General features: G+C 64.1%; 18 protein-coding genes, 1 pseudogene and 1 riboswitch. Of the genes and pseudogenes, 13 read left to right on the top strand and 6 right to left on the bottom strand.

All coding sequences use genetic code 11. From position 1 onward, the window contains the following. Positions 1-42: 42 nt before the first annotated feature. Positions 43-510, bottom strand: a complete 468-nt coding sequence (locus BN2476_RS03190; RefSeq protein WP_438942854.1) for a BCAL1086 family glycoprotein — start codon at positions 508-510, stop codon at positions 43-45. Between the two features lie 179 nt (positions 511-689). Between BN2476_RS03190 and BN2476_RS03185 the strand changes: the two genes are divergently transcribed. Next, a complete protein-coding gene (locus tag BN2476_RS03185; RefSeq protein ID WP_087732709.1) occupies positions 690-1271 on the top strand; it encodes a DJ-1/PfpI family protein in 582 nt (193 codons plus the stop codon). Between the two features lie 125 nt (positions 1272-1396). Continuing rightward, positions 1397-1720: a hypothetical protein gene (locus BN2476_RS03180; RefSeq protein WP_087732708.1), complete on the top strand. Its 324-nt coding sequence runs from the start codon at positions 1397-1399 to the stop codon at positions 1718-1720. A gap of 24 nt (positions 1721-1744) precedes the next feature. Here BN2476_RS03180 and BN2476_RS03175 read toward each other — a convergent pair whose 3' ends face one another. Continuing rightward, a complete protein-coding gene (locus tag BN2476_RS03175; RefSeq protein ID WP_087732707.1) occupies positions 1745-3403 on the bottom strand; it encodes a sensor histidine kinase in 1659 nt (552 codons plus the stop codon). A gap of 458 nt (positions 3404-3861) precedes the next feature. Here BN2476_RS03175 and BN2476_RS03170 point away from each other — a divergent pair, with 458 nt between their 5' ends. The 4 genes from BN2476_RS03170 to BN2476_RS03155 all read left to right on the top strand — a co-directional run bounded on the left by BN2476_RS03170 (position 3862) and on the right by BN2476_RS03155 (position 6520). Further along, the gene (locus tag BN2476_RS03170) at positions 3862-5064 is read left to right on the top strand and encodes an ammonium transporter (protein ID WP_087732706.1); all 1203 of its coding nucleotides are present in this window, start codon (positions 3862-3864) and stop codon (positions 5062-5064) included. A 196-nt stretch (positions 5065-5260) separates the two neighbouring features. After that, positions 5261-5321: riboswitch (Fluoride riboswitch) on the top strand. A 75-nt stretch (positions 5322-5396) separates the two neighbouring features. Then, complete coding sequence (gene crcB / locus BN2476_RS03165; RefSeq protein WP_087732705.1) at positions 5397-5777, top strand: fluoride efflux transporter CrcB; 381 nt, start codon at positions 5397-5399, stop codon at positions 5775-5777. A 210-nt stretch (positions 5778-5987) separates the two neighbouring features. Beyond that, positions 5988-6239: a hypothetical protein gene (locus BN2476_RS03160; protein WP_087732800.1), complete on the top strand. Its 252-nt coding sequence runs from the start codon at positions 5988-5990 to the stop codon at positions 6237-6239. Positions 6240-6253: 14 nt separating this feature from the next. After that, the gene (locus tag BN2476_RS03155; protein ID WP_235850677.1) at positions 6254-6520 is read left to right on the top strand and encodes a hypothetical protein; all 267 of its coding nucleotides are present in this window, start codon (positions 6254-6256) and stop codon (positions 6518-6520) included. Between the two features lie 26 nt (positions 6521-6546). Here BN2476_RS03155 and BN2476_RS49470 read toward each other — a convergent pair whose 3' ends face one another. Beyond that, a complete protein-coding gene (locus BN2476_RS49470) occupies positions 6547-7194 on the bottom strand; it encodes a hypothetical protein (protein WP_087732704.1) in 648 nt (215 codons plus the stop codon). A gap of 91 nt (positions 7195-7285) precedes the next feature. Further along, positions 7286-8143: a CHAD domain-containing protein gene (locus BN2476_RS03145; RefSeq protein WP_087732798.1), complete on the bottom strand. Its 858-nt coding sequence runs from the start codon at positions 8141-8143 to the stop codon at positions 7286-7288. Positions 8144-8604: 461 nt separating this feature from the next. Here BN2476_RS03145 and BN2476_RS03140 point away from each other — a divergent pair, with 461 nt between their 5' ends. From BN2476_RS03140 to BN2476_RS03130, 3 genes are all read left to right on the top strand, one after another. Further along, positions 8605-9072: a PRC-barrel domain-containing protein gene (locus BN2476_RS03140; RefSeq protein ID WP_087732703.1), complete on the top strand. Its 468-nt coding sequence runs from the start codon at positions 8605-8607 to the stop codon at positions 9070-9072. 236 nt (positions 9073-9308) lie between these two features. Beyond that, positions 9309-9950 (top strand): 2OG-Fe(II) oxygenase family protein, encoded by a 642-nt coding sequence (locus tag BN2476_RS03135; protein WP_087732702.1) that lies wholly within the window; start codon positions 9309-9311, stop codon positions 9948-9950. A 300-nt stretch (positions 9951-10250) separates the two neighbouring features. Then, entirely contained in the window at positions 10251-10538 is a 288-nt protein-coding gene (locus BN2476_RS03130) for a GYD domain-containing protein (protein WP_087732701.1), read from the top strand. A 134-nt stretch (positions 10539-10672) separates the two neighbouring features. Here the strand turns inward: BN2476_RS03130 and BN2476_RS03125 are convergent, their stop codons facing one another. Together BN2476_RS03125 and BN2476_RS03120 are read right to left on the bottom strand one after the other, a co-directional pair. Beyond that, a complete protein-coding gene (locus BN2476_RS03125; RefSeq protein ID WP_235850676.1) occupies positions 10673-11140 on the bottom strand; it encodes an MTH938/NDUFAF3 family protein in 468 nt (155 codons plus the stop codon). A gap of 1299 nt (positions 11141-12439) precedes the next feature. Next, positions 12440-13249 (bottom strand): annotated as a pseudogene (locus BN2476_RS03120) (MFS transporter); the annotation flags it as partial. A 447-nt stretch (positions 13250-13696) separates the two neighbouring features. On the opposite strand from BN2476_RS03120, the gene BN2476_RS03115 reads away from it, so the two are divergent. The 4 genes from BN2476_RS03115 to BN2476_RS03100 all read left to right on the top strand — a co-directional run bounded on the left by BN2476_RS03115 (position 13697) and on the right by BN2476_RS03100 (position 23002). Next, entirely contained in the window at positions 13697-14533 is an 837-nt protein-coding gene (locus BN2476_RS03115) for an IclR family transcriptional regulator (RefSeq protein WP_087732699.1), read from the top strand. 586 nt (positions 14534-15119) lie between these two features. Then, the gene (locus BN2476_RS03110) at positions 15120-16529 is read left to right on the top strand and encodes an MdtA/MuxA family multidrug efflux RND transporter periplasmic adaptor subunit (RefSeq protein WP_087732698.1); all 1410 of its coding nucleotides are present in this window, start codon (positions 15120-15122) and stop codon (positions 16527-16529) included. Positions 16530-16544: 15 nt separating this feature from the next. Next, the gene (locus tag BN2476_RS03105) at positions 16545-19670 is read left to right on the top strand and encodes an MdtB/MuxB family multidrug efflux RND transporter permease subunit (protein ID WP_087732697.1); all 3126 of its coding nucleotides are present in this window, start codon (positions 16545-16547) and stop codon (positions 19668-19670) included. Between the two features lie 17 nt (positions 19671-19687). Further along, positions 19688-23002, top strand: a complete 3315-nt coding sequence (locus BN2476_RS03100; RefSeq protein ID WP_087732696.1) for an efflux RND transporter permease subunit — start codon at positions 19688-19690, stop codon at positions 23000-23002. Positions 23003-23052: the final 50 nt, after the last annotated feature.

Below are 23052 nucleotides of genomic sequence, written 5' to 3'. Positions count from 1 at the left end.
AATCATGATAGTTACATTTACGGGCCACAGTCAAGCGCGGGCTCATTTGTCCATCTGCTTCTGCGCGTCGCTGTCGGTGGAAGACGGCTGCGAGTTCGACGACGTTTCGCTCGACCATTGCTGGAGCTTGCGTCCCGCCGACTCGAGGCCGGCGCCCGTCGAACTCATCGCCCTGGCGACGGCCGCGTTCGTCGCGCTGGCTGCGCCTTGAAAATTGGCTTGCGCCTGCGACGCGAGATCGCCCGGATCGAGCTTGATCGACGGGCCGGATGCGGCTGCGTCCAGATTCTGCTGCGCCGTCGCCTTCGCGGCATCGACCTGCTGGCCGACGTAGCTTGCCGCCTGATCGAGCTTCTGGCTGGCCTGCTGCCCGATATTGTTGAGGCCCGGCGACGTCTGGCCTGCGGACGCATCGTTCTTCTGACAGGCAGTGAGGCCAGCGAGCAGCATGGCGGCGAACAGCGTCGAACGGACGAGCGGACGGTGTGAGATGGGTTTGATCGTTGTCATCGTTGCGTTTGAGCCGCGTCGAGCGGCTTCGTGATGCGAACACGCCTCAATGATACGCCGTTGCTTGTCACCGGCTCCGTTCGCAATGGGCCGTCAGCCGATCCTTCGCGGTGTTTTCAAATGTGCTGGAGTAGACTGGCCGACGTTCGACGTATCCCCTCAACAACTGGAGGCATGCGATGGCAGCAAAGAAGATTCTGTTCCTCACGGGCGACTTCGCCGAGGATTACGAAACGATGGTGCCGTTTCAGGCGCTGCAGGCAGTCGGCCATACCGTCGATGCCGTCTGCCCCGGCAAGCGCGCAGGCGAGCGCGTTAAGACGGCGATCCACGATTTCGAGGGCGACCAGACGTACTCCGAGAAGCCCGGCCACCAGTTCACGCTGAACGCCGCATTCGACGACATCGACGCGTCGCAATACGATGCGCTCGCGATCGCGGGCGGACGCGCGCCGGAATATCTGCGCCTCGACGCGAAAGTGATCGATCTCGTGCGTCACTTCGCGCAAGGCAACAAGCCGATCGCCGCTATCTGCCACGCCGCGCAGTTGCTGGCCGCCGCCGACGTGATTCGCGGCAGACGCATCTCGGCCTATCCGGCGTGCGCGCCGGAAGTGAAACTGGCGGGCGGCGACTACGCTGACATCCCAATCGACGCGGCCGTCACCGATGCGAATTTCGTCACCGCGCCCGCTTGGCCCGCGCATCCGGAATGGCTGCGGCAGTTCCTCGTCCTGCTCGGCACGCGCATCGAACTTTGACGCGTCTCGATGGCCGGGTTCGCGCCCGGTCTGGTTACGCGACATCGTCGAGATTGAGATTTCTCTGATTTTCCCTACGCGTAGCGCCCCCTAAAGTCGCAGGTTGACTTTAGAAGGGCTCTACCATGGATCTCACTAACTGGGTGATTATTCTCGCAGTCGCACTGATCTCGCTGACGTTCTTCTGCTCGCGCGCGCCGGCCAGCTGGTCGATTGAAAACCGCGCGCGGCGCTTCACGGGCACGCGTCTGCTCGCACAAGCCGTCTTGTCGTTCTGGGCCGCGCTGCTCGTCGTCGTGCGCGGGCTGTTCGCGCTGGGCGCCGGGGCCCTCCGTGTCTCACCCTCGTTCATTCTGGCGGGCGCGCTGCTCCTGATCGCGGCCAGCTGCTACTGGTCGATTCGCGGCAGCAAGCTGCTCAGGCCGCGTCGGCTGTTTTCGGCAACCTGATGCTCGCTCCCTGCGCGCCCCGCGCTACCGCGCTTCGGCCCGCAGCGCCTGCGCAGCGCCTGAGACCGCGACATCTTGCTGCTCGTCGCCCGACGTCGCCGGTGCGGCATCCGGCAACGCCACATAAAACGTCGTTCCGACGCCTTCCGTCGATTCCGCCCACACCCGCCCGCCGTGCCGCTCGACCATCCGACGCACGAGCGCAAGACCAATCCCCTCGCCCGCCGCGACGTTGCCGTGCAGCCGCTGAAACGCGTTGAAGAGGCGCGGCATCGCGATGTCGGGAATGCCGCGTCCGTTGTCCTTCACATAGAAGATCCGCAGCGTCTGCACGCCGGGCGGCGCGGCCGTCGTGCCGATCTCGACGACGCCCGCGCGCGCCGGGCTCAGATAGTTGATCGCATTGCCGATCAGGTTCGCGAAGACCTGTTCGAGCGCGGTCGGATCGCCCCACACGGGCGGCAGCGTCTGCACGATGATGCGCGCGCCGCGATCGCGGATCGTCGCCTGCATTGCGTCGATCACGCGCTGCACGATGTCGCGCACGTCGACCTGCTGGCGCAGGTACTCGACGCGGCCGACGCGCGACAGCCGAAGTAGCGCGTCGATGATGTGCGATGCGCGCAGCACCGCCGTTTGCAGGAAATGCAGTGCTTCGCCGATGTCTTCGTCGATCAGTTGCTCGACATGCTCGCGCTGCTGCCGCGTCAGCGACGACTGCCGCACAGCCGCGCGCAGATCGTCGCACGCATGGATCAGCTCCTTCGAGAAACCTTGCAAATTCACGAGCGGCGCGCGCAGATCGTGCGACACGCTGTAGACGAACGTCTCGTTCTCTTGCGTCTGCTGGCGCAGCGTTTCGTTGGTCCGCGCGAGCTCGGCGGCATGGCGGCCAAGATCGGACTGGAAACGCGCCTGCTGGCGCTCCGATTCGAGCAGCCGCCGGCTGGTCTCGTGCAGCATCAGGTCGAGCCGCGCGATCTCGTCGCTGCCCGGCGTGAGCGGCGCGAGCGGCTCGTTGCTCGCGAGGCGGCTCGCGTTGTCCGACAGCCGCGCGAGCCGGCCGCGCACGCCGCGCGCGAACATCCAGAACGCGATTGCGACGAACACGAGCGAGCTGACCTCCGCCGCGACGATCAGCGACTGCTGCCGCGAGCGTGCCGCAGCCGCCGCCGCCGAGCGCAGCGAATCGAGACGCCGCTCCTCCGCCTGGAAGTCGGCGACCTGCGAACGGAAGCGGTCGAGCACGTCGGTCACGGCGAGGTCGCGAAAGCGTTGCATCACGTCGCGCCGGCGCCCCGAGCGGATCAGGTCCTGCACGCGGTCCGACCATTGCCGGTATGCCTGCACGGACTGGCGGATCTGCACCGCGCGCTCGACCTGCGCCGGGTCATCGGAGACGAGTTCGGCGAGCTGGTCGATGCGCCGGTCGACATCCATCCATAGCGTGACGGGCGTGGCGATATCGCGCGCGCCGCTCACGACGGCGCCGCGCAGCCGCACCGATTCCAGCAGCACGGGCGCGAGAATGTCCGCGGTCTCACGCAGCACACCCTGGCTGTGCATGCTCGAGCGTTCGGCCTGATCGGCGTCCGACTGCGCCTTCAGCAGCCCCGACAGCAGCGCGAGTTCGAATACGGCGGGGATCGCGATCAGCAACAGCCCTTTGGTGGTGAGTCTCATGCGCGCGCCGGAAGAGTCGGAAGCCGGCGGGTTGAGCCGGGGACGGCACATTATGTCGGCGATCGGTTCCGATGACAAAAGGCCGTCCAGCCAGGATAGCTCGCCAGTCTGGTGCAAACGTGGGCGGCATAGGCGAATGCCGGCCGCACCAGGTCGCCACTCTTATTTGTGCGGCTTGTCGACCGTCGCATCGGTTATGCAAACGTAGGGTTTTATCAAGCAAACCATAGGAATTCGCACGTTTTTGGGACCACTCAATGCCCTAATTTGGATCAACCGCACACAGACGGTGCTTATCGCGCCCGATTCACCACATAGCCATTCCTGACGAATCGCCTTACAGAATTCTCGCGTCCCATTCCGGTGCGGCTTCGCACCGGCAGAACGCGTGCGCGCCTCGCTTTGGCCCGCTTCTTGCATTCGATGCCCGCTTTTTGCGCATCGCAGGATTCCTACCGATGGATAGTCTGAAAACCGGCACCGATACCCTCTTCCTGCTGCTCGGCGCGGCCATGGTGCTCGCCATGCACGCGGGCTTCGCATTTCTGGAACTGGGCACGGTCCGCAAGAAAAATCAGGTCAACGCGCTCGTGAAGATTCTCGTCGACTTCTCGGTGTCGACCATTGCGTACTTCTTCATCGGCTACACGATCGCCTATGGCGTTCAGTTCTACGGCAGCGCCGAGACGCTCGCCGCCCACAACGGCTACGCGCTCGTGCGCTTCTTCTTCCTGCTGACGTTCGCGGCAGCGATTCCCGCGATCGTCTCGGGCGGCATCGCCGAGCGCTCGAAGTTCAACCCGCAACTGTTCGCGACCTTCGTGCTGGTGGGATTCATCTATCCGTTCTTCGAAGGGATCGTGTGGAACGACCGCTTCGGCATCCAGTCATGGCTCACGCACGCGCTGGGCGCGCCGTTTCACGACTTCGCGGGCTCGGTGGTCGTGCACGCGTTCGGCGGCTGGGTCGCGCTGCCCGCCGTGATGCTGCTCGGCGCGCGCCATGGCCGCTACACGCGCGACGGACGCATCGCCGCGCATCCGCCGTCGAACATTCCGTTTCTCGCGCTCGGCGCGTGGGTGCTCGCCGTCGGCTGGTTCGGCTTCAACGTGATGAGCGCGCAGACCATCGACAAGATCAGCGGCCTCGTCGCCGTCAACTCGCTGATGGCGATGGTCGGCGGCACGCTCACCGCGTGGCTCGCGGGCCGCAACGACCCGGGCTTCACGTACAACGGCCCGCTCGCGGGGCTGGTGGCCGTGTGCGCCGGCTCGGACGTGATGCATCCGCTCGGCGCGCTGGTGACGGGCGCCGTTGCCGGCGTGCTGTTCGTCCGCATGTTCACGATCGTCCAGAACCGCTGGCGCATCGACGACGTGCTCGGCGTCTGGCCGCTGCATGGCCTGTGCGGCGCGTGGGGCGGCATCGCGGCGGGCATCTTCGGCCAGCATGCGCTGGGCGGCCTGGGCGGCGTGTCGCTCGTCGCGCAGGTGATCGGCACGCTCGGCGGCGTCGTGTTCGCGACGCTGGGCGGCACGATCGTCTACGGCGCGATCCGCATGAGCGTCGGACTGCGGATCGACCAGGAGAACGAGTTCAACGGCGCCGACCTGTCGATCCACAAGATCACGTCGACGCCGGAGCGCGAGACGGTCGGCTGAACGGCGCGAGATCGGATCATCGTCATGGGATTGAACGGACCGGCGAAAGGCGGAGCCGCCTCGCCGGAAGCACAGCGCGGCTGCGTGCGTCCGCTGACAGCGTCCGCGCTTCTGGTGCAACCTCGCGATGCTGGCGCGCGGCCCGCCCTGTCGAGCCGCTCACGCTTCATACAACGCGCGCGCCGGTGTTAGACTTGCGCGCGCCGGAGATGGCATTCTCCTGAACCGCCCTCGTGGCTGATGATGCCTGCTTCGCCCGGATCACTGCGGACGTTGCAGCCTCACGCCCCGCCGCAGCCGGTTTGTCGACGTTCGGCTTTCCAGGCTTCCCCATGTATCTGTCCATTCTTGCCGTCGGCATCGGCGGCGCACTCGGCTCGCTGTTTCGCTGGTTTCTCGGTCTGCGTCTCAATGCGCTATTTCCCGCGCTGCCGCTCGGCACGCTTGCGGCCAATGTGATCGCCGGCTACATCATCGGCGTCGCGGTCGCGTACTTCGGACGCAATCCGCAGATCGCGCCCGAATGGCGCCTCTTCATCATCACCGGCCTGATGGGCGGGCTGTCGACGTTCTCGACTTTCTCAGCGGAAGTGGTCCAGCACTTGCAACAGGGACGGCTGAACTGGGCCGCGGGCGAGATCGCGATTCACGTGATGGCTTCCGTGATCGCGACGGTGCTCGGCATCGCGACGGTGGCTGTCGCCGCGCGCTGAGCGCAGCACGTTGCCGCGTCGCTGCGAACGGCGATGACAGACATCCGCCCTTCACCAAAACATCACGGACGATCGCCGCCGCGCACGTTTCGCGCGGCTGTATCATCGGCGTCATATGCGGCGGGCAATGTGATGTCAGCCACTGGCGATGCCAGCGACATCGGCGCCGCTTTCGAACGCGTACATACCGACACGTCAGCCGGAGACCCTTTGAAGTACAGATATCTATCGCGTCGATCGTGCTACCCGCTGCGGCGCAGCGCGGAGGAACTGTCGTTTGCCTTTTCGGTGCTGCTCACGCAGCCGCTCAGCCGGCCCGAAGCGGCGGCGCGCTTCGAGACGTTGTGGAACGAAGTCAACGATGCGGCACAGTCGTGCGTCGACAGCGATGCCGCGTTTTCGTATATCGCGCTGCTGCACAGGATGGACCAGCGCTGGCGGTTCCTGCCATCGATGAACTAGCAGGCGAGGCGATCGTGTCCCCCGATCAGTCCGGCGACATACAGGCGAGCCCGCCAGCGCGGGCGCCCCGCTCAGCCGAAGCGATCGAAAAGGACTTTCTGGATCTGATGATGTCCGGCATTCCCGCGGACATCGCGCGCGACAAGTTCGAGCGCCTGTGGGATGAGACGAACGCCCTGGCCGCGTCATGGATGATGACGGATCAAGGGCGTCCGTATATCGCGCTGCTCAAGCGCATGCACTCGGCTTTCGCCGGGCACTATCCGCGCGACGCGGGATGACGGCGGCGCCTGCGGCCGCCGCATGATCACGACTTGGCGGGACGTCCCGTCTTGACCGCTTCGAGCTCCTGCACGGCCGCGATCAGCCGCTTCGCAGGCGAGACGGCGAGCAGGTTCAGACCCGCGCGCAGCAATTCGCTCTTCTTCACGGAGAGTCCCGCATCGAGGCAGCGCTGCTTGAGTTCGGCGATCTTCGCGTAGTCCGACTTCGGCATCGTGAAGCTGTCGCGGACGACTTTTTCTTTTTCTTTTTCCTTCTTCACGCGCGGCTTCTTCTCCGCGGCGGCGGTGGGCGCCGCTGTCGCCTTCGACGGCTTCGCTGCCTTCGGCGCCTTCACCGTAGGCTTGGTGGCCTCTGCCGTCTGCGCGGGCTTGGCGGCCTTCGCCGGCTTCGTTGCCTTGGTCGGCTTCGTCGCGTTCGTCGCGTTCGTCGCCTTGGCTGTCTTCGTCGTCTTCGCGGCCTTGCTCTTCGGCGCGGCCTTCGGTGCCTGCGCTTGCGTCGGCGCCGCTTCCGGCGCGCTCGCGGCCGCCTGTCCATCCTGCGGCGCCTTTTTCGCGTCCGACGCCCGCGATGCCTTCGCGGACGGCTTCTTCGCTTCAGCGGACGGTTCCTTCGCACTCTTCGGGAAGTGGAAGGCCTTCTTCGTGGGTTCCTTGATTCGTGGCGTGCTCATGTCGATTCCTCGTTAACGGTATAAACAGTATATACGGTTTCAAAGGCGCGACTTGCGCCCTCGCGCGCCCGATGCGCAGAAGCAACGGACGCTACGATTTGCGCAGCAGCCGCACGGCTTCGCGCTGACGATGCTTGCGCCGCTCCTTCAGATACGCGAGCGCCGCGCTGGCGTCCTGCTCGTCGGCGAAAAGACCTGTGTTGTCGCGCAACAGCGCGACGCTCGCGATCACGTCGTTGAGTTCGCCGAAGCACTGCTGCAGTTTCTTCATGTGCGCGAGCGTATGCCCATGTCCGTCGTCGTCGAGCATCGGCCCGAAAAACTCGAGCAGATAGCGGACCTTCTTTCCCGCCTTGCGCACATCATGAAGCGCTTCGTAATCGAAGCGCTTCGCATGCGATGCGCCGCGCTGCGTCTTGCGCAGCGAGCGTTCGGCGGCGCGCACGCGCTTCGCGGCGAACTTCTGCAGCGCGTGCCGTTCGGGCGCGGTGTTCAGTTCCTTCGACGTGCTCGCAAGCGCGCTGTGCAGCACGTTGTGGATATCGGCGTTGATCAGCGTCTCGCGGCTCGCCGCCAGCGCCTGCTCGCGCGCTTCGCGCAGGCATGGCGGCACGTCGCGGGGACTGTCTTCGTCGCCGGCAAGCAGTTCGAGGAGGATGTCCCAATCGCGCGTTCTGCCCGCGGCGTCGGCCAGATAGCGATACAGCGCGCGCTGCCGTGCGTTCTCTTCCTTGTCGAGCAGCGGCCGGTACGCCCACCACAGCGAGCGCAGGCGCCGCAGCGCGACGCGCAGCTGATGCAGGGATTCGGGAGAAGCGTCGGCGTGGATGGAGGCGACGCGCGCGAGCGCTTCGTCGATCAGGGGTGTCGCCAGCGCGGAGAACGTCGACTCGGCATGCGGCTCTTCACCCGGCACCGCGACGTCGTGAGCGCGATCGTCGTGTTTCATCTGGCCTCGTATCGGGAGCGACAACAAGATGACTTGTGATGCATCGACCGATGCAAACGACATCATACGCTTTCCATATCGCTTCAAAAGCAAGGTGCTACCGAGAGCCGCAACCAACCAGGCACACCGCTATGGATCGCGCGCGTCATTACCCATCGACAGGTGCGTCACCGGACTGCGCAATGTGTGCCATCGCTCGCCGCAGGCTACCGCCGATAGCGTCGCGCGGGCAGTCGGCCAGCCAACGCGTGGGAGCCACTGTCAGCTTGACACTGGTGCCTGAAGTTTCTGCCGCCGCACTTTCGCCCCGCAGCGCCGTACATCTCGGGGCGCGGGGTTCGAGTTGGGACCTGTCGTGTTCGTGACGATGCACGCTCGCGTGCATTCGACTTCACGTGAACGGCACTCGCGGGCACGGCGGATGCACATCGCATCCCGTGGACTTTTCCAGGGAGGAAATCATGACCACGCTGGACCCGAAAATGAACCGGGCGAAAGCCGGCGCAGGCATTGTCGGCGGTGGAGTCGGCGAAGGTCCGGGGCCCGAGGTGATGGCCGCGGCTACGCTGGATGGCAACAAGGTCGTCTCGTCGGATGGCGAACACGTCGGCAAGATTTCGGACATCATGCTCGACGTGCGCAGCGGACACATCGCGTACGCGGTGCTGTCGGAAGGCGGTTTCCTCGGTATGGGCGGCAATCTGCATGCAATCCCGTGGAGCGCGCTGACGCTCGATACGGACGAAAAAGTCTTCCGCGTCGACATCACCGCGCAGCGGATCAAGGACGAACCGGGCTTCGACAAGGACCACTGGCCGTCGATGGCCGACGAGACCTGGGGCACGCAGATGCACAAGTACTACAACCGTGATCCGTACTGGACCACGACTTCCGTCGATCCGACGATGGTGCGCGACCGCGGGCTCTGACAGGCACCCTCACGTCGCGCAGCCAGACGGGCGCCTCCGATTCTCTTTCCTTTGGGCGCCCCGCCGGCGGCGGCCGTGCAGACTGGCGTGCGCCACAAAAACGATCACGCTTTGCTTTTCAGGAGAATTCATTTTCTGCCTCCGATGTTCTTGGTTACCTGATGCGGCAACCCGGCGCCGACTTCCGACCTATAGTGACAAGTGGGTATCCCATACAACGCGGCACGCGCACGGCAATGGTGGCCTCCACTTCCACTCCAGATGTCATCCGCATCTTTCCGACTTTCGTATGGCAGCGCCGCCTCGAGCCCGCGTGTTACGAGCCCCTGGATCGGGATCTGATGGCATACGTGGACGACCTGATCCGGAGCAGCGATGGCGCCCGTAGCGGCGCTGCGTGGCAATCCGGACACCAGCAGCATGGAAAGCCCGAGCTCGCTGCGCTGATTGCGCTGATCGAACAGGCAGCGCGCGACGTACTCATCTTTCTCAAAGTAGCCGATGCCCCATTTCGCATCACCGGATGCTGGATCAATGTGCTCGCGCCAGGCGGGTCACACGCGATACACAGTCATCCGAACAACTTCCTGAGCGGCGTCTACTACCTGCGCTCGCAAACGGGCGCGGACACGATCAATTTTCATGATCCGCGCCCGCAGACGGCGATTATTCGTCCGCCCGTCACTGAGCTAACGGCATACAACACGGATCAGGTGGTCTTGCCGGTCGGCGAAGGCACGTTGTTAATATTCCCGGCCTGGCTACCGCATTCGGTCTCGGCAAATACGAGCGCGCAGGCTCGCGTGAGCATCAGCTTCAACATCATGTTCGCCGACTATGACGAGATCATGAGCCCCCCGCTCTGGGGGTTGCCATGACCCGGGTCGCGCGCAACTCGCCCGGCCGTTGCGCCGTCCCGGGTACATCCTGTCGCCAGGCCGTCTGCGGACAGTGAAAATCCCTTCCACCCGTCATGGACGGGCGTCGCATAAGGCCGTCGACCCGTCGCGTATTACCGGCGGGCAAACGACGAGCGAGACCCACGATCTCAGACTTTAACGGCAGGGGACCTTACTATAATGAAGAGGCACAGGAACGCGCACCGCATGACTAGTGGCCCTCAGCTTCAGCGTGAGGGCCGTACCTGATCTTGGAGCAATTTTGCACGGAGGTATTCCATGGCAACCTACGTCATCCTCAGCCGTCTCGCTCCTGACGCGTTCAAGGATCCCAAGGAACTCAAACAGATCGCCGACTCCGTGGCGGAGAAGATCAAAGCTGAATGCCCCGCCGTCATCTGGAAAGACAGCTATCTGACACTCGGGCGATTCGACGTCGTGGACATTGTCGAGTCGAACGATCTCAAACAGCTTGAGCTCGCGGCGTTGATCATCCGGGGTTATGGTCATGCCGCAACCGAGACCATGCAAGCGACTGTGTGGAAGGATTTCATCGGGGCGCTGTAGCCTCGCTGTTCATCTCTCTCTGTAGTGTGCCCGGACTTGCGCGCTCACCGGGCACTTCGTGACAAGGCGCCGTGGCGCCCCACGGTGTTTCGGTCGAGCTGGCTCGCCTTTGAAACGCAGCGCAAGAAGCGCCCCTAGCACGTGACATGCAGAATCGCGTTGGTTCGGCTTGTCTGCTCCTTGAGTCTGGCGATGGCCTCCTCCGTCGGCACGATAACCAGTTCGACTTTCCGGTGCTCGGCTTCCTGCTTTACCTCCTCCATCACCGGCAGAGCCCCGGTGCCGGTGCCGATCACGAGGCACTGGCAATTCCACGGGATGGCCTCAGCCGTAGATACCGGAGTATGGCCGAACGCTTCGCGAAACGCCTTGGATGGTTTCTTCTTGCGCTTGCGAACCTGCCCGCGGTCGATCACCACGTCATGCGCGTAAGTGACGCCATCTATACGGATGGAACCGAAGGAAAACGCGTCGAAGTGCATACCCGCCTCCACTTGTCCAATCGCCGCCGTCACCAGAATGGCCGCGGTACGGTACAAATAACCGGCTTTTGAGAAAAACCAGCGCCCATCGTTCATTGCGCGCGCACGCAGGAACGGCAAAGGGTCGTGTCGTCGACGGAACTTTCCACACCCGGTGTGCGTATGTCAGATGATTTGCGCCGCGAGGATTGCATCGGCGTCTACGCGATTGGCGCCACGCTGGCGGCGACGCGTGGACCTACGCAGCGGGTAGATCTGGCATGCTGTCGCAGAGATTCGACGTCGATAACCTCCGGCGAAGCGCGGTGGGCTCCGCCGTTCCACACCGATGCGACGACCCCATCACCGATCCGAACTCAGGCAGCCCCCGCTTGCATGGCGTCAATTGAAGGTTGCGGAATCGGAATTGCGTGCTTTTTGACTGCTCGAATACCGAAACAAGACGCCGGAGGCCCCAGTAGCCGGAGCGCACTGGGGCACGGAATTACGCGTTTCGACTTTCCGGACGATGGGCTCGTCCATTTCGACCCCTTAACGGCCTCTCATATCCCTGTGGCGACGACGACTGACTGTTTCCCAGAGTTTTTTCGCCTGCGTCTGGGCAAACCGTGCGTGTTCATCCCGTTGAGCTTGAGATTCCGCGTGGGCCGTGTCATCAGGGGCACCTGTCATTGGATGCCGCCTGAACAGATCTGAGAACTTTCGGACCATAGCAACCTCCGATACGGCAGCTGCGCCGTATTAGCAGTGTACGCCGTCGTCGGGCGGTGCGAGTAGGAAGATCCGCCAACCCGCGCGGCGCCATGTCGCGCACGATAGGAGTGCAGCCCGTCAAGCTCGCATCCGTGACAGCCAGAAGCGAAGCAAACGACCCGCCCTCGCCATATGAAGTGTTCTTTGATTGATACGCCCTTTGGATACGACCGGGTCGCAATAGACACGATCGTATCCGCGATGCGAGAGCGGTGGTACATCACAACGCGGGAATCGACGCTTCTAACATCGAAATCGAGTGCATCGTATTGCAGTTACAACCCAGATCAAAAGACATTTTTAGAGCGTTTTCAGAACCTGTGAAGCATTGCCGCACGCACCAGGAATTGGTTGACCTTGCCAGGTCGTCACTAAACGGAAGTGAGGTTATCTTTCCAAGCTTGTTTCAATCGCCATCACGTCCCGCGTACTGCGCTCGCGATTGATAACGCCACTTTCATGTCTTTCGTCCAGGCGAAACCATTTTATTGACCCGCCCATCAATGATAGGCTGAACGCGGAGCAACGGCGCCGGTTGCGCGATGCTTGCGCGTGCAAACTATGAAGATAGTGAAGGCGCTACGATTACGTGGTGCGGAAGGACAGGAGCTCTAAACGGCAGATTGTACGACCTTCACGCGCCGCACTTTCGGTTTGCACTTCCGATCAACGGCTCGATGACGCGGTCAGCGGCCCCTGCGTTGCGAGCATCCTCGTCTCCAAAGTCACGCTCGGGCGTATACGCAGCGCCGCGATGATGCCGACCAGAAGCATGACGACTGAACCCGCGAACGGCAGGGTCCAACCGCCGGTCGTGTCCACCAGCAGGCCGAATATGATTGGCGAGAGAATCCCGGCGACAGCAGAGCCTGCGTTCATCATTCCGCTCGCGATACCGGCGTGCTCCGGGGCGATATCACCTGGCACGGCCCAGATCGGCCCGATCGTCAGTTCGAGAAAGAAGAACGAGCCGGACAGGCAAAGGGCCACTCCGAAGCCGGAACGCACGAACAGCAACGGGAGAATGAAGACCAGGGCGCAAAGGAAACTTGCAACGATGACGCCCTCACGGGCAATTGTGAGGCTGCCGGTTCTGCGCAACAGTCTGTCACTCAGCCAACCTCCAACCGTATCACCAACCACACCAGCAAAGAACACACCGGAGGCGAAAAGCGCCGAGGACTTCAGGTCGAGACCTTGACCGTGAAGGAAAAAGGTCGGTAGCCAGGTAAAGAAGAGCCACGCCGTCCACCCATAGCAGAAGTAAACGAAGATGGTGGGCAGCATGCGCTTAAACAACGGTCCCCATGGCGTCGGGCCCTTTGGCTGGACACGCTGGCTAGCCTTCGAGACTGCCGCATGAGGAAACTCCCGAAAAGCGATGCACCACCAGACTAGCCAGACCGCCGTCACTACGGCAAGCACGAGAAAGGCGGAGCGCCACGAGAGCCAAGCCATCAAAAGCGCCACGAGCGGCCTTACGTTGCTGCAGACTTTGTTGTGTGCCAATAGGGACAAAAAAAAGGCGCCATGTTGCCATGGCGCCTTCAAAAAGTTCTAGCCATTCCGAGGGCCGTGCTAGAACCTGAGAGACGGTACTGAAGAAATCCTGCCTTCGAAGCCGCTGCGAAGCGAGCGGAACCGGGCTAATGCCGGCGCGCACGCTGGTTGTACGCGCAATGATCTGTGGGCGCGGGCCCACTTTTCCGGTTTCGAAATATAGTTCCATTTTTTATGGTAATGCTGACTAAGTCAAGCAAAATTTGAGCACTCGGACGGGCCTGCATCTCACAATTCGATACAATGAATGGTCGTACGAAAAAGGGACTTAGGCCTTGCTGAGAGAGGGCCGAGCGCGGCCTGGAGGCGTCTGTCTCCCGACGCGAGTTCAACTATAGTGAAATAACGTTTCATAAAAGCCACATGAACCAGTCATCGACGCGTCCGTCCGCCACCGATCCGCTGAAGGAAAAAGACGGCTCCGGCGACGAGGTCACCGCGCTCGCGCGCGGCTTGACCGTGCTCCGGCGCATTGCCGCCGCCGACGCGCCGCTGTCCAACCGCGAACTGACGGAGCTCACGGGCATTCCGAAACCAACCGTCTCGCGGATCACCGCGACGCTCGTCAGCGCAGGTTTTCTGTTTCGTCTGCCCGACAGCGAGCGCTTCGTGTTCACGTCGTCGGTGCTCGAACTGAGCAACGGTTTCCTGCGCAACTTCGACATCCGCGCGCGTTCGCGGCCCTTCCTGATCGAACTGGCCGAACGCACGTCGCTATCGGTGCATCTCGCCGTGCGCGACCGGTTGGACATGGTGGTCATCGATGCGATCAAGCCGCGCTCGGCCGTGCTGGTGTCGCGCCTCGACGTCGGCTCGCGGATGGATCTGAGCCGCACGGCCGTGGGCCGCGCGTATCTCGCCGCGCTCAGCGAGACGGATCGCCAGAATCTGCTGTCGGGCCTGCAAGCCGCGGCAGGCGACGAGTGGGGGCACATCAGCAGTCGCCTCGAAGCAGCGCTGCGCGAAACGGCTGCGCAAGGCTTCGCGATCGCGACGGGCGAATGGTACGAGGGGCTCAACGCGATCGCGGCCGGCTTCATCGGACCGTCGGGCGAGCGCTACGCGGTCAATTGCGGCGGCTCGGCGCATCAGTGCCCGCGCGACTGGCTCGTGTCGCGCGCGGCGCCCGTGCTGCTCGAAACGATCGAAAAAATCGTCCATGAGATCGGCGGAACGCCGGGCCGCCGACTCGACGATTGAGCTTCGCGCCGCGCGAGGCGGTGACTCGCAGCCGATCTCCACGCTGCGCGCCGGTTGCCGCGCCACCTTGCGCGCCACTCGGCTAATCCAGGCTTTCAATTCGCCCAGCCGCATGTAACGGCCGTAATCCGCCGAAAGATACGCCGCTGGACTGTAACTCGGCCGGGGACGTAGCATCATGCTTTCCCGCGCGCCGACGCTCGGTGTGGCCGGTTGCGTCGCGACCGGCCACGACGCCTGTCACATGCGACGCGACGCGCATCGGCAACGGCCAGCCCCGTCGAAACGATCATCGGACGGGTCTTTCGTTGCAGCAGCGCGAGCGCTGACGCGGCAATGCGACGTCGAATGCGCAGCGGGCAAAAGCACGGCCATCAGGGAGGAGCCGTCATTCATGTCGACAACGCGTCAGGCCACTAGCGCGGCCGCCGTCACCGTCACACGTCATGGTCATCTCGATGAGCCACGCATCGCGTAGCATCGCGCAGACAAACTCGAGCACGACAACCCGCGCGCGGCAGGGTCCCGTTCGCGCGCCGCGCATCGTACGTTTGCTTCAATTCACGCCAGCCATTTGAACGAACCGATGGACGAACAAAAAAATCAGCCAGAACCTTCACGCAACGCCCGTCCGTCCAGCCCTCCTCCCGGACAGGAACCCGGACCCGGCGCCGTCAGGCGGCATCGCGGCCGCACGATCGCGCTGATCGTCGCCGTCGTGATCGTCGCGGCGATCGTGCTGGTGCGCTGGCATCCGTGGAACAGCAGCGACGCCGGCGCGAGCGCGGCGGCGGGCGCGAGCGGCGCACAGGCGGCGCGCGGCGGACGACGCGGCGGCGCAGGCGGCATGAACCAGCCGCAGCCCGTCCATGTGGCTACCGCCATGCAAGGCGAAATGCCCGTCGTGCTGAACGCGCTCGGCACCGTCACGCCGCTCGCGAACGTCACGGTGCGCACTCAACTGACGGGCACGCTGCAGACAGTCGCGTTCCAGGAAGGTCAGATGGTGAAGCAAGGCGATCTGCTCGCACAGGTCGATCCGCGTCCTTATCAGATCAGTCTCGCCAACGCCGAAGGCACGCTCGCCAAGGACATGGCACTCCTGCAAACGGCCCGCCTCGACCTGAAGCGCTATCAGACGCTGCTGTCGCAAGACTCGATCGCGAGCCAGCAGGTCGATACGCAAGCGTCGCTTGTCAGGCAGTACGAAGGCCAGGTCAAGTCCGACCAGGCGAACATCGATACCTTCAGGCTCGATCTCGTCTATGCGCGCATCACGGCGCCCGTGTCGGGCCGCGTCGGCCTGCGCCAGGTCGACCCCGGCAACTACGTGACGCCGAGCGACACGAACGGCGTCGTCGTCATCACGCAACTTCAGCCGATCAGCGTGATCTTCACGACCTCGGAAGACAACCTGCCCGCCATCCTCAAGCAATTGCACGCGGGCACGAAGATGTCGGTGACGGCGTATGACCGCAGCAATACGACGTCGCTCGAAGCGGGCTATCTGGAGACCGTCGACAACCAGATCGACACGACGACGGGCACCGTGAAGCTGCGCGCGACGTTCCAGAACAACGAAGGCCTGCTGTTCCCGAATCAGTTCGTCAATACGCGCCTGCTCGTGAACGTCGTGAAGAACGCCATCATCGTGCCGACGTCGGCCGTGCTCAATGGCTCGATGGGGTCGTTCGTGTATGTCGTGAAGCCGGACAGCACGGTGACGGTGCGCACCGTGAAAATCGGCCCCGTCGACGGCGAGCGCACCAGCATCGCATCGGGTCTGCAGGTCGGCGAGCGCGTCGTGACGGACGGCTCGGACCGTTTGAAGGAAGGTGCGAAGATCACCATTCCGGCTGACCGGCCGCGGGGCGCATCGGGTGCCTCGGGTGCATCGGCTGCCCGCGCCGGATCGGGCACAGCGGGCGCATCGGGCGCGGCCGGCGCATCGGGCGCGCATCGTCGCCGGCACGCGTCGCAGACGTCGGCGGAATAAGGCAGTGGCTTTCGCATGAATCCATCCCGCGCCTTTATCCTGCGCCCGGTCGGCACCGCCCTTCTGATGGCGGCGATCATGCTGGTCGGTCTCGTCGCACTGCGCTTCCTGCCGCTTTCCGCGCTGCCCGAAGTCGATTACCCGACCATCCAGGTGCAGACGTTCTATCCGGGCGCGAGCCCAGACGTGATGACGTCGTCGGTGACGGCGCCGCTCGAGCGTCAGTTCGGGCAGATGCCGTCGCTGAACCAGATGTCGTCGCAAAGCTCGGCGGGCTCGTCGATCATCACGCTGCAGTTCAGTCTCGATCTGCCCCTCGACGTCGCCGAGCAGGAGGTCCAGGCCGCGATCAACGCAGCGGGCAACCTGCTGCCGTCGGACCTGCCCGCGCCTCCCATCTACGCGAAGGTCAATCCCGCCGACGCGCCCATCATCACGCTCGCGATCACGTCGAAGTCGATGCCCCTCACGCAGGTCCAGGACATCGCCGATACGCGCCTCGCGCAGAAGATTTCGCAGGTCGCGGGCGTCGGCCTCGTGAGCCTGTCGGGCGGCCAGCGCCCCGCCGTGCGCATCCAGGCAAACCCGCGCGCGCTCGCGTCGTACGGCCTCAATCTCGACGATCTGCGCACGACGATTTCGAACCTCAACGTCAACACGCCGAAGGGCAACTTCGACGGCCCGACGCGCGCCTACACGATCAACGCGAACGACCAGCTGACGGACGCCGACGCGTACAAGAGCGCCGTCGTCGCGTACAAGAGCGGCCGCCCCGTGATGCTGACGGACGTCGCGAGCATCGTCTCCGGCGCGGAGAACACGAAGCTCGGCGCGTGGGTGAACAACACGCCCGCGATCATCCTGAACGTGCAGCGCCAGCCGGGCGCGAACGTGATCCAGACGGTCGACAGCATCAAGAAGCTGCTGCCCACGCTCCAGCAGTCGCTGCCCGCCGCGCTCGACGTGCAGATCGTCACCGACCGCACCACGACGATCCGCGCGTCCGTGCGCGACGTGCAGTTCGAGCTGCTGATGTCGGTCGTGCTGGTCGTGCTGGTGATGTATCTGTTCCTCGCGAACATCTACGCGACGATCATCCCGAGCCTTTCGGTGCCGCTTTCGCTGATCGGCACGCTCGCCGTGATGTACCTGTGCGGCTTCTCGCTCGACAACCTCTCGCTGATGGCGCTGACCATCGCGACAGGCTTCGTGGTCGACGACGCGATCGTGATGATCGAGAACATCGCGCGCTACGTCGAGGAAGGTGACACGCCTCTCGAAGCCGCGCTGAAGGGCTCGAAGCAGATCGGCTTCACGATCATCTCGCTGACGGTCTCGCTGATCGCCGTGCTGATCCCGCTGCTCTTCATGGGCGACGTGGTCGGGCGCCTGTTCCACGAGTTCGCGATCACGCTCGCCGTGACCATCGTGATTTCCGCCGTCGTGTCGCTCACGCTCGTGCCGATGATGTGCGCGAAGCTCTTGCGCCATACGCCGTCCAAGGAAAGCCACCGCTTCGAAGCGAAGGCGCACGCGGCGATCGACTGGATCATCGCGCGCTACGCCGTCGCGCTGGAATGGGTGCTCAACCGGCACCGCTCGACGCTCGTCGTCGCCGTGCTGACGCTGGTGCTCACGGGCGTGCTGTATGTGTTCATTCCGAAGGGCTTCTTCCCGGTGCAGGACACGGGCGTGATCCAGGCGATCACCCAGGCGCCGCAGTCGGTGTCGTACGCGTCGATGGCCGAGCGCCAGCAGCAGCTGGCCACCGAGATCCTGAAGAATCCGAACGTCGAGAGCCTGACCTCGTTCATCGGCGTGGACGGCAGCAACATCACGCTGAACAGCGGCCGCATGCTGATCAACCTGAAGCCGCGCGACGACCGCGACGCGACGGCAAGCGAAGTGATCCGCCAGTTGCAGCGCGACACGTCGCACATTCCGGGCGCAACGCTCTACATGCAGCCCGTGCAGGACCTGACCATCGATTCGACGGTGAGCCCGACGCAGTATCAGTTCATGCTGACCGATCCGAACATCGAAGAGTTCGCAACCTGGGTGCCGAAGCTGATGGAGCGCCTGCAACAGTCGCCCGAACTCGTCGACGTGGCCACCGATCTGCAGAACAACGGCCAGTCGGTGTACGTGGAAATCGACCGCGCGTCGGCGGCGCGTTACGGCATCACGCCCGCGACCGTCGACAACGCGCTCTACGACGCATTCGGCCAGCGCATCATCTCGACGATCTTCACGCAGTCGAACCAGTACCGCGTGATTCTCGAAGCGCAGCCGCAGATGCAGCACTACACGGACTCGCTGAACTCGATCTATCTGCCGTCGTCGACGTCGACGGGCGGCCAGGTGCCGCTCGCGTCCATCGCGAGCTTCCACGAGAAGCCCGCGCCGCTGCTCGTCACGCATCTGAGCCAGTTCCCGGCCACGACCGTGTCGTTCAATCTGGCGCCCGGCGCGTCGCTCGGCGCGGCCGTCAAGGCGATCCAGCAGGCGGAGAAGGACATCGGGCTGCCCGCGTCGTTCCAGACGCGCTTCCAGGGCGCGGCGCTCGCGTTCCAGGCGTCGCTCTCGAACGAGCTGTTCCTGATCCTCGCCGCTGTCGTCACGATGTACATCGTGCTCGGCGTGCTGTACGAGAGCTTCGTGCATCCCGTCACGATCCTGTCGACACTGCCGTCGGCGGGCGTCGGCGCGCTGCTCGCGCTGCTGCTGACGGGCCACGATCTGGACATCATCGGCATCATCGGCATCGTGCTGCTGATCGGCATCGTGAAGAAGAACGCGATCATGATGATCGACTTCGCGCTCGAAGCCGAACGCGAGCACGGCAAGCCGCCGCGCGAAGCGATCTATCAGGCGTGTCTGCTGCGCTTCCGCCCGATCCTGATGACGACGATGGCGGCGCTGCTCGGCGCGCTGCCGCTGATGCTCGGCACAGGCGCGGGCTCGGAGCTGCGCCGGCCGCTCGGTATCGCGATTGCGGGCGGTCTGATCGTCAGCCAGTTGCTGACGCTCTTCACGACGCCCGTGATCTATCTCGGCTTCGATTCGATTGCGCGGCGCCTGCGCGCGCGCTTTCATCGTGACGGCCATCCGACGCCGCCCGTCACCGACGCGGACGTCTGAATGAAGAGGCCGAAACGATGAACCTGTCGCGCCCTTTCATCAAGCGCCCCGTCGCCACGACGCTGCTCGCTATCGGCATTGCGCTGTCGGGCCTGTTCGCGTTCGCAAAGCTGCCCGTCGCGCCGTTGCCGCAAGTCGATTTCCCGACCATCTCGATTCAGGCGAGCCTGCCGGGCGCGAGCCCGGAGACCGTCGCGACGAGCGTGGCGAGTCCGCTCGAACGGCATCTCGGAACGATTGCCGACGTCACCGAAATGACGTCGACGAGTTCGGTCGGCTCGGCGCGCATCACGATGCAGTTCGGCCTGAACCGCAACATCGACGGCGCCGCGCGCGACGTGCAGGCCGCCATCAACGCGGCGCGCGCGGACCTGCCCACGAGCCTCCGGCAGAACCCGACCTATCACAAGGTCAATCCCGCCGACGCGCCCATCCTCATTCTCGCGCTCACGTCGAAGACGATGACGGCGGGCCAGCTATACGACTCTGCCGCGACGGTGCTGCAACAGTCGCTGTCGCAGGTGGATGGCGTCGGCGAAGTGGACGTGAGCGGCTCGGCGAACCCGGCCGTGCGCGTCGAGCTCGAGCCGCAGGCCCTCTTTCACTACGGCATCGGTCTCGAAGACGTGCGCGCGGCGCTCGCTTCGGCGAACGCGAACAGCCCGAAGGGCTCGATCGAATTCGGCCCGAACCGCGTGCAGCTTTACACGAACGACCAGGCGAAGCGGGCCTCGCAGTACAAGGACCTCGTGATCGCGTATCGCGACGGCGCGGCCGTGCATCTGTCCGATGTCGCTGAGGTCGTCGACTCCGTCGAAGACCTGCGCAACCTCGGCCTGATGAACAACGAGCGCTCGGTGCTCGTGATCCTGTACCGGCAGCCCGGCGCGAACATCATCGACACGATCGACCGCGTGAAGGCGATGATTCCGCAGTTGCAGGCTTCGCTGCCCGCCGCCGCCCAGATCACGCCGACGGTCGACCGTTCGACGACGATCCGCGCGTCGCTGAAGGACACCGAGCACACGCTGATGATCGCCGTCGCGCTCGTCGTGATGGTCGTGTTCCTGTTCCTGCGCAACTGGCGCGCGACGCTGATTCCGAGCGTCGCCGTGCCGATTTCGATCATCGGCACGTTCGCGGCGATGTATCTGCTCGGGTTTTCAATCGACAACCTGTCGCTGATGGCGCTCACGATTGCAACCGGCTTCGTCGTCGACGACGCGATTGTCGTGCTGGAAAACATCACGCGCCATATCGAGAGCGGCATGCCGCGCATGAAGGCGGCGTTCGTCGGTGCGCGCGAGGTCGGCTTCACCGTGATGTCGATCAGCATCTCGCTCGTCGCCGTGTTCCTGCCGATCCTGCTGATGGGCGGCATCGTCGGGCGACTGTTCCGCGAGTTCGCGCTGACGCTGTCGCTCGCGATCGGCGTGTCGCTGATGGTATCGCTCACGCTCACACCGATGATGTGCTCGCGCCTGCTCTTCGAGCCACATGAGAAGCGGGAAGAAGGCCGTTTCGCGCGCTGGCTCGAACGCGGCTTCGACACGATGCAGCGCGGCTACGCGCGCACGCTCGGCTGGTCGCTGCGTCATCCGATGCTGATCCTGATGGTGCTGTTCCTCACCATCGGGCTGAACATCGCGCTCTACATCATCGTGCCGAAGGGCTTTTTCCCGCAGCAGGACACGGGGCGTCTGGTCGGCGGCATCCAGGCCGATCAGGCGACCTCGTTCCAGGCGATGAAAGTGAAGTTCTCCGAGATGATGCGCATCGTGCAGGCGAATCCCGCCGTCGACAGCGTGGTCGGCTTCACGGGCGGACGGCAGACCAACTCGGGCTTCATGTTCGTGTCGCTCAAGCCCAAGACGGAGCGCAAGATTTCCGCCGATCAGGTGATCCAGCAGTTGCGCGGGCCGCTCTCGGGCGTCGCGGGCGCGCGCACGTTCCTGCAGGCGGTGCAGGACATACGCGTCGGCGGCCGGCAGTCGAACGCGCAGTATCAGTTCACGCTGCTCTCCGACACCACGGCCGACCTGTACAAATGGGCGCCGCGCCTGACGGAAGCACTGCAAAAGCGTCCCGAGCTGACCGACGTCAACTCGGACCAGCAGCAAGCCGGTCTTGAATCGATGGTGACGATCGACCGCGCGACGGCGGCGCGCCTCAACATCAAGCCCGCGCAGATCGACAACACGCTGTACGACGCATTCGGCCAGCGCCAGGTCTCGACGATCTACAACCCGCTGAACCAGTATCACGTCGTGATGGAAGTCGCGCCGAAATACTGGCAGAGCCCCGACATGCTGAATCAGGTGTGGGTCAGCACGTCGGGCGGCAGCGCGAGCGGCTCGCAGTCCACCAACGCGACGGCGGGCACGGTCACGTCGGCCACGACGGCGACTGCGCGATCGTCCGCGGGCGGCACCGCGGGCACGGCGGCGTCGAGCGCGGCCGCCATCGCCGCCGACTCCGCGCGCAACCTGGCGAACAACTCGATTGCGGCGAGCGGCAAGTCGAGCGCATCGACGGGCGCGGCCGTGTCGACCTCGAAGGAAACGATGATTCCGCTTTCCGCGATCGCCCGCTTCGGCCCCGGCAACACGCCGCTCGCAGTGAACCACCAGAGCCAGTTCGTCTCGTCGACGATCTCGTTCAACCTGCCGCCCGGCAAGTCGCTCTCGCAGGCCACGCAGATCATCTACCAGACGATGGCCGAGATCGGCATGCCGGCGACGATCCACGGCAGCTTCCAGGGCACCGCACAGGCGTTCCAGCAATCGATGTCCGATCAGCCGATCCTGATTCTCGCGGCGCTTGCGGCCGTCTACATCGTGCTGGGCATCCTGTACGAGAGCTACATCCACCCGCTGACCATTCTGTCGACGCTACCGTCGGCGGGTGTCGGCGCGCTGCTCGCACTGCTGCTCTTCAACACGGAGTTCAGCATCATCGCGCTGATCGCGGTGATCCTGCTGATCGGCATCGTAAAGAAGAACGCGATCATGATGGTGGACTTCGCAATCGATGCGTCGCGGCAAGGGCTGTCGTCGCGCGATGCGATCGAGCAGGCATGTCTGTTGCGCTTCCGCCCGATCATGATGACGACCTGTGCGGCCCTGCTCGGCGCGCTGCCGCTCGCGTTCGGGCGCGGCGAAGGCGCGGAGCTGCGCGCGCCTCTGGGTCTTGCGATCGTCGGCGGGCTGATCGTGAGCCAGATGCTCACGCTCTATACAACACCCGTCGTCTATCTGTATATGGACCGCCTCCGCGTGCGATGGGAGGCGAGGAAGAACAAGGGGGCGCAGCCGGCTGCTTCGGGAAGCTGATCCCGTTCGGTTCGCTGCACGCGGTGGCTTGTGTTGCGGTTTGCATTGCC

It is taken from the genome of Paraburkholderia piptadeniae, assembly GCF_900007165.1.
Lineage (GTDB): Bacteria > Pseudomonadota > Gammaproteobacteria > Burkholderiales > Burkholderiaceae > Paraburkholderia > Paraburkholderia piptadeniae.
The sequence above is the reverse complement of the archived record's forward strand: the minus strand, read 5'-3'. Positions and strand labels throughout refer to the sequence as shown.